The sequence below is a fragment of the Chelativorans salis genome (assembly GCF_025336525.1).
Taxonomy (GTDB): Bacteria; Pseudomonadota; Alphaproteobacteria; order Rhizobiales; family Rhizobiaceae; genus Chelativorans; species Chelativorans salis.
Genome location: NZ_JAOCZP010000003.1, coordinates 186,746 through 200,699, shown reverse-complemented (window position 1 = coordinate 200,699; position 13,954 = coordinate 186,746). Strand labels below are relative to the sequence as shown.

The window sequence follows — 13,954 nt, the reverse complement described above, 5'->3', positions numbered from 1 at the left end:
GTCAGCCCCCTACGTTCAGCCGTCTCGACAGGATCGAAGACAGCTTGCTGATACCGGCACTGCTGAGCGAATCTTCGTGCCATCCATTAAGATCAAAAACCGGCGTGTCGTCGCGGATGAAGCCGCGCCATCCGAACAGGAGCTTTTTCGCGCGCTTGTGGTTTGCCTGGCTGCGGAACAGCAGGACGTCCTCGCCTGTGATCGGCCGCGGACGGTAGCGGCGTGAGGCCTCGACCAGGAGGTCGGTGACGAGCTCATTCTGCCGCTCCTCCTCGCTCGGTGTCCCTTTTGCACCAAGGAGCTTCAGCGTGGCGTTGAACTCCTTCAGGTAATCGATCAGCGACATCCTGCCGCCGATGAGCTTGCCGGTGAAATAGGCGAGCCGCTTGGCGCGCTTTTCCATGGTCCAGCGGAGCTGTCTCAAGCGGGGGAGCGAGCGGAAATAGCCGGGCGCCCAGCTATCGATGACGCCCACGAACTGGATGCGGTGGCCGAGGCGGCGGAGCTGTCGCGCCAGCTCGATCGCCAGGATGCCGTTCACGCACAGCCCGACGACGGCGACCGGACCGGAATCGGGACGAAGGTCCATGGCGGCGATCGCATCGGCCACGATCTGCTCCATCGGTAGATCGCGAAGCTCGTCGTCGATCTCGGCGCCGAACATGTGGAGGTTCACCACAGACGTTCCCTCGGCAAGCTCGTTGGCCATGCGGTAGTAGAGGAACGGGTGATTGAGCGTATAGAGGGTGTACGCACTGTTGCCTTCCCTGTAGAGCGAGGTCTCCCAATAGGCGGATCGCTTCATGGGCGCTGGCTCGGGGCTTGCCGGTGCAGGCAATTCCTCGCCGAAGGCTTCGCGGGAGAAGGCGGTGAGGGTGGGTGCTCTGAAGAGGAGGGCGAGATCCGGAGTTACGCCGAACGCCTCCCTCATCGCCGATAACATGCGCAGGGCGAGCAGCGAGTGGCCACCAAGGGCGAAGAAATCGTCGGATCCCTCCACCTTGTCCACGCCGAGTACATCCGCCCATATCTCTGCTAGCTGGCGCTCCTTGTCGGTCGCGGGGCGCTTGCCTGCCGGTGTCGGCGCGACCACAGGGCGTTCCTTGGCCTGCAAGGACGAAGGGACCTTCAGCACTTGCCGGTCTATACCGCCCGCGGCCGTGCGCGGCAGTGCGAGCAGAACGCTGATGCCATCCGGCATGTCCTTGGCCTCAATGCGGGTGGACAAAAACTCCATCAGGCGCTCGGGAAGCACCTCGACGGGATGGGCGAGTGTCGGCGAAGGCACGACGAACCCGTATGGGCGGCCAGTTGCCGATGTGTCGGCACCTATTGCAACGGCCTCGGCGACCCAGGGATGCTCTGCCAGAATTTTCTCAAGCTGTGTGGGGCCCGAAGTGAGCTCGTTGGAAACCCGCCGACGGGTGGGCACACTCGGCAAGCCGAGTTTGGCGGTCGGATCCGTCAGGGCGTGCTCGTAGGTATCCTGCCAGAGACGCAGCAGCTCTTGTGCAGTGCCCGCATCGAAGAGGTCGGTGTTGTACTCGACCGACATGCGCCAACCGTTCGGCCGGCCGATCATGATGAAGTTGAGGTCGTAGACAACGCCCGGCGATTGGGAAGGAGCGCTGATAAGCTCGAACTCGCCGTAGCGCGCATTCTCCAAAAAAGCCTTCTGCTGATTGAAGTTGATCGAGATCAGCGGATTCCGCGATGCATCCCGCGCCGGGTTTATGAGCTCGACCAGATTGTTGAACGGCATTTTCTGGTGATTGAGAGCAGCGGCGACCGTATCGCTGGCGCGGCGGATATGCTCGGCAAAGGACAGGTCGTCCGCTACATCGAAGCGCAGGACGAGGTTGTTGATGAAGACGCCGATGAGATTTTCCAGATCCACTTCGTCGCGCCCGGCGATCTGCGTTCCGAACAGGATTTGCCTCTCGCCGGTGAGCCGGCCCAATGCGGCACTGATGACAGCGGCGCCGTAGCTGAAGAGGGAAACCTGATGCGCGCGGGCGGCTTGGTCGATGCGCTCGCCGAATTCAAGCGGCATCGCCGCCGATAGGATCTCGCCCCGGCTGGTCTTGGTGTGCCCGCGTGGCCGGTCGGGAGGGACTTCGAAATAGGGAGCATCCGCCAGTTGCCTGCGCCAGTAGGTCTTTTCGGCTTCGAAGCCGTAGCTGCGGCGGTATTCGTCCTGCCACAGGGCGAAGTCGCCATATTGCAAGGGCAGCTCCGGAAGGCTGGGGTTCCGGTTGGCGTCGATTGCCGAAGCGACCTCACCCACCTCGCGGCCGAGCACGCGGATCGACCAGCCATCGAAGCAGGTCTGGTGGGCGGTGATGAGGATGAAGCCGCGTTCATTTTCCACCATCAGGAAGGTGACGCGGAAAAGCCCTGGCACGCGCAGATCGAACGGCGCACACGCCGTCTCACGGCTGATGGATTGGATGCGCTCGTCGCGCTGGTCCGCAGGCACATTCCTGAGGTCGATCACCGACATCTTAAAATCGACTTTATCGACCACCTGCTGGATCGGCCGGCCGGAGACGTCCATGAAGCGGGTGCGCAGGATTTCGTGCCGGTCGATGATTTGCCGGAAGGCGGCCTCTATGCTGGCGATCTTGAAGGTGCCGCGGATTTCCCAACGCACGGCGACGTTGAGCGCCGGGTTGCCGGGGCTGAGTTGGTCGAGAAACCAGCAGCGCAGCTGTGTCTGCGTGCAAGGGAACTCGGCGACGACGGCATGACGCTCGTCGGAGAATGTCGCGGCAGGGTCCATTTTGTTCATGAGGGCCTCTCCATTCCGCGCCGTGCGCCGTTTCGGAACTCCCTCAGCGAGGGAATGTGCGGCGCCGTCCCGTTGATCGGCGCTTCGTCCTGCTCTTCGGCGTAGCTTGCCAGCTCAGAGATGGTCGGGTGGCGCAGGAGATGCTTGGCTTCGAGCGGCAGGCCGGCATCCATCATGCGTGCGGCGATGCGGAAGATACTCAAGGAATCCGCACCCAGGGCGTAGAGGTTTTCGTCGACGCCGATCTCTGCGATCTCCAGCACCTCCTTCCAGATGTGCGACAGTCTCTCCTCCATCGGCGTGCGCGGCTTGGTGCGGATGGGGGCGGCCTCGCGCTGCGGAACGCCCAACCTCTCGAGCGCCTTGCGGTTGAGCTTGCCGTTCGCCGTGTGTGGAAGCTCGGTCGTAGCGATCCAGAAACTGGGCACCATGTGCCCTGGCAGATGGTCTTTGGCGTGGGAGGTGAGCTCTTCCGCTGAGGGTTCACGTCCGTCCGCCGGTACGAAATGGCAGACGAGCTGGCGATCGCCGTTCCTGTTTTTGGCAGCGACGACGGCGCATTGCCGGATGCCGTCCTTCTTGCCGATCACTGCTTCGATCTCACCGAGCTCGATGCGGAAGCCGCGCAGCTTGATCTGGTTGTCACGCCGGCCGAGTAGCTGCAGCGTTCCGTCTGCAAGGCGCCTGCCGACGTCCCCGGTCTTATAGAGCCGGCGGGGCACCTTGCTGCCTATCCTCACCGGCCGGAAAGCGGCCTCTGTCAGGTCCAGGCGGTTGAAGTAGCCATTCGCCAATCCGTCACCGCCGATACAGAGCTCACCAACGACGCCCACCGGGGCGATGCGGTCGTTGCTGTCGAGGATGTAGAGCTGCGTATTGGCGATGGGATGGCCGATGTGGATCTGGTTGTCGTCATCTTCGACGCGGGCGAGCGACGACCAGATGGTGGTCTCGGTCGGGCCGTACATGTTCCATAGCTCGCCGCCGATCTTCAAAAGCCCACGGGCAAGCTCCTTCGGCAAGGGCTCGCCGCCGGACAGCATCTTCAGGCTCGGCTGATCCGAAAGGCCCGCCTCGACAAGTATCTGCCACAGCGTCGGGGTTGCCTGCAGGACTGTTGCACCGCACGCCTTAAGGAGTTCGACAAGCGCGAAGCCATCCTGCACCTGCGCACGGTCGGCGATGACCACCTTGCCCCCGACGATCAGCGGCAGGTAGAGCTCGAGGCCTGCGATATCGAAGGAGATGGTCGTTACCGCAAGCAACGTGTCTTGCGGCGTGAAACCGGGCTTCCTGGCCATGGAGGTCAAAAAGTTGACCAGGGAGCGGTGCGACACCTCGACGCCCTTGGGCGTACCCGTGGAGCCCGAGGTGAAGATGATGTAGGCGGCCGAGCCGGCGTCTGCCAACTGCAGTTCCAGCGGGGCCGCATCCTGCGCGTCGATCTTCGTCCGCTCGGTATCCATGCGGATCACGCAGGTGTTCTTGGCGGCTAGCCTTGCGATCGTGTCGTTGCCGCAGACGAGAGCCGAGATGTCCGCGGCCTCCATCGTCTGCCGCAGGCGCGCTTCCGGGTGGTTGGGGTCGAGCGGCACATAGGCGTGGCCCGCTTTCATTATCGCCAGTAGGGCGACAAGCATGTCTATAGACCGATCGAGCGCCAGGGCGACACGTTGGCCCGGTATGAAGAGCCTGGCCTGAATGTGCCGGGCGAGCTGGTTGCTTCTGGTTTCGAGCGCGCCGTAGGTGATGGACGCGCCATCGTGCTCGGCGGCGATCGCATCGGGCCGTTCGCTGACTTTGCGGGCGAATAGCTCGAAGACGAAGCGGTCACGCTCATACTCGGTCGCCGTCTGATTGATCTCGTTGACGAGCCAATTCTCCTGATCGTGGGAAAGCAGGGGAAGATCCACGACCTTGCGACCGATATCGTCGGCAATAGCGGAGACGAGGGTGTTGAAGTGACCCAACCAGCGCTCGATGGTCGTCCGATCGAAAACGTCGCCATTGTAATCGACGTCGATGCGAATGCCGTCCTCGCTTTCGATCATGTTGAGGAACATGTCGAAGTTGGAGAAGGCCTTGGGGTTCGGCGTGATCTTTGCCGACAGTCCTTCAAATCCTGCGTTCCTGGACATGCGCTCGAGGTTGAACTGGATTTCCGTGAGCGGCAGGCGGCTCGGGTCGCGTCTGATGCCGAGTTTGCGGACCAGAGTACCGTATGTGTAGTCCTGATGTTCGAAGGCTTGCAGAACGCCTTGCTGCGTCGCGCGCAGGTGCTTTTCGAACGAGGCGCCGGTATCGACCCCCTGGCGCAAGGGCAGGAGGTTGACGCAATGGCCGACCAGGGTCTGGTCGCCGAGCAGGCTTTGGCCCGCCGACGGCACGGCGATGACGATGTCCGTGCTGTCGGAAAGGCGTGCTATCATGACCTGGAGCGCGGCGAGCAGTGTCGAGAACATGGTGGCGCCGCTCTTCGCACCGGCCTTCTTGAGGCGCTTATAGGTCTCCTTTTCGATGTGCCTGGTGCAGGTGCCACCTGCGAATGTCCGGCGCTCCGGGCGTGGCCGGTCGGTCGGCAGGTCCGCCAGTTCCGGCACCGTCTCGAACTGCTTCAGCCAATAGTCCTCAGTCGTCGGGTTCGTCTCCGCCTTGGCGAGATTGCCTGCATAGACGGCGAAGGAGAGCGCGGGCGGAAGGTTGGGCTCGCGGTTCGATACGAACGCGGAATAGGCCGCGGCCAATTCTTCGACGATCACGTTGGTCGACCAGCCGTCGCAGACGATATGGTGTGCGGTGAAGATGAGCACGTGCCGGTTGGCGGCGAGGCGCACGAGCCGAGTGCGGGCAAGGGGGCCGGTCACAAGATCGAAGGGCGTGCGGGCTTCCTCCGCGACGAGCTCTTCAAGCGCGGCCTCGGGATCCGGATCTCCGGCGAGATCGTGGAACTCCATGTTGATCCGGAAGTCGGGGATGATCTCCAACCGCTCGCCTGAGCGCGAGAAACGGATGTGAAGGGCATCGTGACGTCCAATAACCAAGTCCAATGCGCGGCGAAAAGCCTCTTTGTTCAGAAAGCCTTCAAGGGTGAGGTTGAAGGATTCATTGAAGGAGCAGGAGGCCTCGTCGCCAGCTTGAGCGGCAAGCCAGATTTCCTTCTGCGCTTCTGTGAGCTCGGCCGAGCTCACGGTCTCTCCTGCTACGGGCATGGGTGCCGCGGCCAGCGATTTCTCCTCGGAAGGCGCCAGAATGCCGGCGGTCTGGAGAGCATCGAGACTGTTGCGGAAGACGTCGGCTATATGCTGGAAATCCTCCTCCGTATGGACGGTGGTGAGGAAGCAAGGGTAGCCGTCCTGCACATGAATGCCCTGCATGCGTACGTGCGGGTAGAACAGCGCGCCGAGGGGATCGAGACTGCCGAAGTCCGTTACGAACCAACTTGCATAGCCATTGATCTTGCCGGCGATACCGCGACGGCTGAGATCGGCGTTCAGCTCTTCCACGAGCAGTTGCGTGCGGTCGGCGACTTGGCTGTAGAGGGCCTGGCCCTCGCCCTTGATATGCTGCAGCACCGCCTTGGCCGCCGCCAGCGTGACCGGATGGCGTACGAAGGTGCCGGCGAAGAAGGTGGGCGCCACCATCGGGACGGAGTCGTCCCCATAGTTCCAGTGGCCGCCGTCGAGGGCATCCATGAAGCGGCTGTCACCGGCAAGGACGCCGATGGGCATGCCGCCGCCCAGCACCTTGCCGTAGGTTGCCATGTCGCCCTTGATGCCCCAGACGGACTGCATGCCGCCCGGATGGACGCGGAAGCCGGTGACGACCTCGTCGAAGACCAGCGCAAATTCGCCTTCGGTGGCGATCCGGCGCAACTCCCGCACGAACTCGACCGGGCGCAGCTCCGGATGGCGGCTTTGCACGGGCTCGATGATGACGGCCGCGATGTCTTCGGCGTTGGCCCGGATCCACTCAAGGCTTTCGGGTGCGCCGTAGCTAAGCACCGTCATGTTGGAAAGCGATGTGGGCGGGATGCCGGCGGCGATCGGCAGCGCTGCGGGCGCGCCTGAGCGGCCACGGCCCTTCACCAGAACTTCGTCGAACTGGCCGTGGTAATCATTGCCGAAGACGACCACCTTTTCGCGGCCGGTGACGGTTCTGGCGACCCGCATGGCGGCCATCACCGCCTCCGAACCCGTGTTGCAGAAAGTCACACGCTCATGGCCGGTCATCTCGCCAATCAGTTCGGCGACCTCTCCGGCAAGCGGCGTCTGCGGACCGATGGCGAAGCCGCTGTTCACCTGGTCGATCATTGCCTTGACGACGAAATCGGGCGCATGACCGAAGGCTGTCTGGCCCATGCCGTTGACGAGGTCGATATATTCGTTGCCGTCGATGTCCCAGATGCGCGAGCCCTTGGAGCGGTCGGAGACGACAGGAAAGACAATCTCCTTCCACTCGGCGCGGAAGCCGGAGGCTGCACGCGGGTCCGCCAGGCGGTGGCGGTTGGCCTCGGTGAAGGCCCTGGATTTGGCGTTCTTCGCGGAGTAGCGTTCCGACAGTTCGGCGATGAACGCGCGCTTTTGCGGCGTCAACTCTCCGTCGCCGAGGCGCATGCCGGGCTTATAGAGGCGCGGGCGTCCGGAACTGTTTTCCGCTTCGGCGGGCTTGGCCCCTTCGGGTGCGGGGGCATTGCCGAAGACGGTCGACTGTGGGCTCGTCTGCTGTGGTATTGGCGGCGGTGTCGCGATACCCAGCGTCTGTGCCGCCTGCAATTGCCGGGCGAAAAGCTGCTGCATCATCTGAAGCTGCGACTGGAACAGTCCCTCCAGCCCGGTGGCCGCCGGCGTGGAAGGTGTTGCTGTGGGCACCATCGGGGCCTGGGTCGCAGGAACGGGGGCTTGCACCGCCGAGCCGGGAGCCGGCTGCAGCGCGTCAGGCGGCAGCTCGGCGTCCAGATGCCGGGCGAGGGCGTCGACGGTCGGGATGCTGCTCAGAAGCTCGCGGAAGGAGAGCTTCACCTTGTACTGCTTCTCGAGCTTCTGCGCGAACTGGCCGATGAAGAGGGAATCGAAGCCGAGTTCGAGGAACGTTGCCTCGGCAGCGTCCGCCGCCAGTTCCTCGCCCGACATCTCGGCTAGAAGGGCAAGCAGTGCCGTTTCCAGCCTTTTGATCCTGTTTTCGGAGGGAGCTTGCGTGACAGCATTCATGGTATCGGTTCCGTATGCGTGTGCCGGTTGAGGCATGCTTGCCTGAGGCGCGCTGGCCTCGACGACGATGGGTGTTTGCGGGTTTGCCACGGACTGCCGGCTCGGCCGTGGCGCCTCTATCCAGTGCTTCTGGCGCTGAAAGGCATAGGTCGGCAGGGAAAGGCGCCGCTGAGCGGATATGGGCAGTTGTGGCCAGTCCAGATCGCAGCCGGAAATCCACAGCCGCGCATGAGCCTCGGCGAAGGTGGTGGCCGCGGCGGAAGCCCGGTCATGCTCGGGCAGTGACTGGACGATCGCCGCCAGGTCGCCGCGATTGATGGTCTGCGCGGCGAAGACGGAAAGAGTTCGGCCGGGGCCAACCTCCAGCAGGACCGGCCTTTTTTCGCGGCATGCAGTGGCAAGGCCCTCGGCGAAGCGGACGGCATCGCGGCAGTGCTGTGCCCAATAGTCGGGCGAGGTGCCGAGAGCATCGGTCTGCCAGTCGCCGGTCGTGCAGGAAACGTAGGGAATTGTAGCCGTGCCGTAGGCGAGCTTGCCGGTCTCCTTGCGCAGGGCGGCTGCCGCCTTATCCATCATGGCCGAATGGAAGGCATGGGAGGTGTGCAGGCGGCTAAAGGCGATGTCGGCCTCCTGCAGCCGCGCGCAGGCGGCATCCACGGCCTCGAATGTTCCTGAGATGACGCAGAGCTTGGGTGCGTTGACGGCGGCGATCTCCACGCCCTCGTCGAGATGAGCACGCACGGTTTCGGCCCCGGCGCGAACGGAGACCATCGCACCCTTGGGCTGTTTCTGCATGAGCCGGCCACGATTGGCCACCAGAAGCAGCCCGTCATCGAAAGACATGACGTTGGCGAGCGTAGCGGCGACGAATTCGCCGACGCTGTGGCCGATCATGGCGGCAGGCACGAGCCCGCGGCTCATCCACAGGCGCGCCGTCGCGTATTCGATGAGATAGAGCGCGGGCTGGGCGAACTTCGTATCGCGCAGGGCGGCCGACATTTCCTCGGTGGGGTCGCCCGCATGACGGATGAATTGGCGCAGGTCGATGCCAGTCTTCGCTTCGAGAAGGCCGGCGCCGTGATCGATCCAGCGGGCGAATTCGGGCTCGCTGTCATAGAGCGCGCCGCCCATGCCAACATATTGGGCGCCCTGGCCAGGAAACATGAAAATGACTGGCGGCGGCGTTTCCTCCGCCTTGCCGGCGAGCGGACGCTCGTTCTCGAGGCCGGCGACAGCTTCTTCCACATTTGCGCCGATTGCCGCCGTGCGATGCGCGAAATGGTGCCGGCCGTTCTGAAGCGTGAAGGCGACGGCGGGAAGCGGGATGTCCGGACGGCGGCGGAGCGCCTCAGCCAGATTCCGACGCATGCCTGCAAGAGATACTTCATTCAGCGCCGATAAGGGAATAATGTGATTTGCTTTTTTGTATTCTTCTACGAGAGAAGGAGCGGGCGGAGCCGCTTCCAGGACGAGGTGCACATTCGTGCCGCCTACGCCGAAGGAACTGACGCCCGCCCGCCGCCGCGGGGCATCTGCCGGCCACTCACACAGCGCCCGCGGGATGTAGAAGGGACTGTCGTCCAAATCGATATGCGGATTGGGTTCGGAGAAATTCGCCATGGGCGGGATCTTGGCGTTGCGCAGCACCAATGCCGCCTTGATGAGCCCCGCCACGCCGGCGGCCGCGTCCAGATGGCCGAAATTGCCCTTCACCGAGCCGAGAGCGCAGGTCGATCTCTGAGAGACATCGCCGAAGGCCTTCCTCAGGCCGGCGAACTCGATAGGATCGCCCAGCGGCGTTGCCGTGCCGTGGCACTCGACATAGCCGATGGTGGCAGGATCGACGCCGGCACTTGCATAGGCGGTAGTGATAGCCTCGGCCTGGCCTTCCACGCTCGGCGCGGTGTAGCCGACCTTGCCAGACCCGTCGTTGTTGACGCCGTAGCCGCGGATGACCGCGTGGATGTGGTCTCCATCGCGCAGCGCGTCATCGAGGCGCTTCAAGAGCACAACGCCCGCGCCGCTGCCGAAGACAGTGCCGGCCGCATCGGCATCGAAGGGGCGGCAGAAGCCATCCGGGGAGGCCATGCCGCCTTCCTGGTAGATATAGCCGCGCTTCTGAGGGAAGGTGATCGATACGCCGCCGGCCAGTGCCATATCGCAGCTGTAGGTCAAAAGGTTCTGGCAAGCCTGGGCCACCGCCAGGAGCGAGGTCGAGCAGGCGGATTGGATGGTGAAGGCGGGGCCGCGCAGATTGAGCTTGTAGGCGACGCGTGTGGCGAGCGTGTCGTTGATCGAGCCGATCAGCTCGGAAAACATGCCGATCTGATAATTCGAGGTGAAGGCCTCGGCCTTTTCGCGGTCCGACAGGACATTGTTGATGAGATAGGTGGCAAGCGCCGAGCCTGCGAAGACCCCGACTTGGCCAGGGCAGGCATAGGGGTCGTAGCCGGCGCCTTCGATAGACTCCCAGCAGATTTCCATGAAGATGCGAAACTGTGGGTCGAGGAGGGCGGCCTCGCGCGGATACATGCCGAAGAACTCGGCATCGAACAGCTCCACATCATCGAGATGGGGCCTCGCCGGCACGTAGTCCTTGGCGGCACGAACGTCCTCGCCGAAGGCGTCCTCGATCTCTTCGGGCGGGAAATGCGCGAATGCGTGTCTGCCCTGCGCGATGAGATCCCAAAGTGCATCGACGGAGTGTGCGCCGGGGAAGCGGCCGGACATGCCGATGATCGCGACGCTGCCTATGCCCTCGTCGGCAAGGGCTTCCGCCTGAGGTGACGTATCGTTCATGAGGTGCTCCGGCGGAATTGAGACATCATCCTTTTCCTGAGATCCGCCCGTGCGTGGACAGAGGTAGCGGGCGCCGCGCTTGGGTTGCCGCTGTCGAGATGGCGTGCCAGGCTGCGGATGTTGGGATGCTGGAAGACCGCCACGACGTCGATCGAACGTCCGAGGGATTCCTCGAGCGCGGCATGTACGCGGATGAGCTGCATGGACGTGCCGCCGAGATCGAAGAAGTTCTGATCCAGGCCTACGCCGGTCCTGCCAAGCACCTGCTCCCAGAGTCTCGTGAGCAGCACTTCGGTATCGCCACCCGCTGGCAGCGGTGCGGTCGGCACGGCTGCTTCCGGCGGGGGAGGCGGGAGCTGGGAGCGGTCGATCTTGCCGGCCTGGTTCATGGGGAACCGGTCGAGCACCATCGCCCGGCTCGGGATCATGTGCGAAGGCAGCACCGTCTTCAATGTCGAGAGGATCGCCGCCGTGAAATCGGCCTCACTCATCGTCATCGGGGGGTGAGGCCGCAGATAGGCGACGATCTGTTTGGTGCCGGCGCTGTTCTTGTGACAGTCAGCCACGGCATCGGCCAGGCGTGCGTCCCGGCGCAGAGCAGCCTCGATCTCGTCAAGTTCTATGCGCTTCCCGTCGATCTTGATCTGCCGATCCAGGCGTCCCCTGAAGTGCAGTATCCCGTCGCTGTCCATCATGGCGAGATCGCCGGTGAGGTAGCAGCGCAGAGAGTTTCCTTCGGCGGTATGGATGGTGACGAAACGCTCGCGCGTCAGGTCGGGCCGGTTGAGATAGCCGATCGCCAGGCCATCGCCCGATACCGCCAGCTGCCCCTCCGAACCCGGCGGAAGCTCACGGAGGTCCTCGTCGAGGATATGGACGCGGCTATGGGCGATGCTGCATCCGATGGGAATCTCATCGCCTTCGAAATCCGGCGGTATGGTGTAGGCAGATGCCATGACGGTCACTTCCGTAGGACCGTACGCATTGGTGAGGATGCAATCAGGGTTGCCTCGCAGGAAGCGCTTGGCGTGATCCGACGAGGCAACCTCGCCGCCGAAGAGCACATGCCTCAAAGAGGCAAGGCGGCTACTCCTGTGATCAACCAGCAAATGGAAAAGACCCGTCGTCAGCAGCATGACGGTGACACGATTGTCATCGATGGTCTGCGCGACGCGTGGCAGCGACAGCTTGCGATCACCTATTCCGAGCAGGGTGGAGCCGTTGAGAAGCGCGCCCCAGATCTCGAAGGTCGCCGCGTCGAAGGAGATCGTCGCCGTGTGCAGGACGACATCGTCGGGCTCGAAACGAATGTAGTTCTGGTCACGTACGAGGCGGGCTATGCCGCGGTGGGGGATAACGACCCCTTTCGGCCGGCCGGTCGAGCCGGAGGTATACATGACATAGGCGGCGTCGCCTCCTGAGACATCGGGCAAGTCGTGAGGCAGGCCTTTTTCCGCGCTTTCCAGGAGATAACCGAGGTCGGTCACGGCGCTGACGGTCGGGATCGCGCGGATCGCACCAATGCTCTCCTTGTCGACCAGAATAAGCTTGGGATTGCAGTCGCCGATCATATAGCCGAGGTGATTGGCGGGATAGGAGGGGTCGAAGGGGGCATAGGCTGCGCCAGCTTTGAGGATCGCCAGCTTGGCGACTATCGTGTTCAGTGCTCGCGGCAAGAAGAGGCCGATGACATCACCCTTCGTCACACCCAGCCGCATCAGCTCACCGGCAAGCGCGGAGGACAGACGGTCGAGCTCGGTGTAGGTGAGGCCGGTGCTGCCAAATTGAACGGCTATCGCATACGGCCGCAGCGCTGCCTGCTCACTCACCAGAGAATGAATGCTGCGCTGGCTATCATAGCTGTTTCGTGCCTGAAAATTAGGGCGCGCCGCTGTCACGCGTCCATTAAGATATTCCGCCCGCCCTTCATTGCTGTTCATTCCAGCACCCACCTTCAAGGTGATCTGCGCCGACTGTGGCGATTGCCCCTGAGAACCTTGGTGTTTCAGATAGAATGCAAGAAAATCAATGGTTTCTCACGTTCTCTGGTGCAAGGATTTCATGCGTGGGAGAAAAGGAACAGATATTCATCCGGATGAGGGCTTCCTGACCGGAAGCTGTACGTCGAATGGTATTTTTGCTCATTCGGCGGGGGCATTTTTCACACACCGAGGCGGCACTGTTCCAAAAGCGTTAAGACCCGTTCGCGGGTGTCGAACTCCCGGCGTCAGTCGGCGCGATAGGCGCGAACGTAGTCCACATCCATGAAGGATGGATCGGGGGTCTGATTTTTCGTCGGCCCGTCGACCAGGGCGAGGTTGACCAGGATGTAGAGCGGCTGCCTGTGCTCTTCCTGGGTCTCGGTCTTCCACATGAACTCGCCGTCGAAATAGAAGCGGATCCAATCTTGGTCGATCTTGACACCGTAGGTATGGAAGTCGCCGGGATCGGCATCGCCAAAAACCTCGTTGCGCGTGTAGCGCGAATAGTGCCGGCCGTCGCGATGCCATACATGGACGACGGATGAGTAGCCGTCCGGCTTGTCGCCGTAGAACTCGATCACGTCTATCTCAGCGGTGAAGCGGGAGCGGTCCTTGCCGATCAGCCAGAAGGCTGGCCACACGCCCGGGCCGGTTGGCAGACGCGCGCGCATTTCGAAATAACCGTACTGCTGCGCAAAGCCGTTTCCTTTCGTATCGACGGATGCCAGCAAACCGGAACGCCATTCGCCCTCGGCATCCCTGCTCGCCTTTATGCGCAGGATGCCGTCGTCGACGGTGAAGGGCTTTTCTTCCGGATTGGCGAAGCGGGCGCCGCCGAAGTCTCCTGACCACGGCGTGTGTGCGATCCAACGCGTGCCTGGCCCCCAGGCGGAGACGCTGAGGGTATCGAAGTTCTCTTCGAAGGAGATGCTCATCTCCTCCAAATCGAGCTGGTCCTCAACCGAGCCGGCGAAGCCTGGAGAGGCGGCGAAGATCGCTGCCGCAAGGGTCGCCGCGGCAAGAAGATTACCTCCGCCACCATGCGCACTTCGTGTTTTGAAAAGGGTTCGTTTCGTGGAGCTCATATTGGTACCTCCCCGACCAACATACTCCACGGGCGAAGGCCGTAACCAGCCGGGCGAATGAGGCGCGCCATACATCATAAGCGGTACCTG

The 13,954-nt window shown here is 62.8% G+C and carries 4 protein-coding genes; all 4 read right to left on the bottom strand.

Translation table 11 applies throughout. The annotated features are described in order from the left end of the window. Nucleotide 1: 1 nt before the first annotated feature. Nucleotides 2–2,791, bottom strand: coding sequence for a condensation domain-containing protein (locus tag N5A92_RS11075; protein WP_260902624.1), 2,790 nt, complete (start codon nucleotides 2,789–2,791; stop codon nucleotides 2–4). After that, nucleotides 2,788–10,797, bottom strand: coding sequence for a non-ribosomal peptide synthetase/type I polyketide synthase (locus tag N5A92_RS11070; protein ID WP_260902623.1), 8,010 nt, complete (start codon nucleotides 10,795–10,797; stop codon nucleotides 2,788–2,790). Before N5A92_RS11070 ends, N5A92_RS11075 begins: the two co-directional genes overlap by 4 nt. Beyond that, nucleotides 10,794–12,737, bottom strand: a complete 1,944-nt coding sequence (locus N5A92_RS11065) for a non-ribosomal peptide synthetase (RefSeq protein ID WP_260902622.1) — start codon at nucleotides 12,735–12,737, stop codon at nucleotides 10,794–10,796. The genes N5A92_RS11070 and N5A92_RS11065 overlap by 4 nt, the downstream gene beginning before the upstream one ends. A 287-nt stretch (nucleotides 12,738–13,024) precedes the next feature. Then, on the bottom strand, nucleotides 13,025–13,864 hold the full coding sequence (locus N5A92_RS11060; protein ID WP_260902620.1) for a glycoside hydrolase family 16 protein: 840 nt from the start codon (nucleotides 13,862–13,864) through the stop codon (nucleotides 13,025–13,027). Nucleotides 13,865–13,954: the final 90 nt, after the last annotated feature.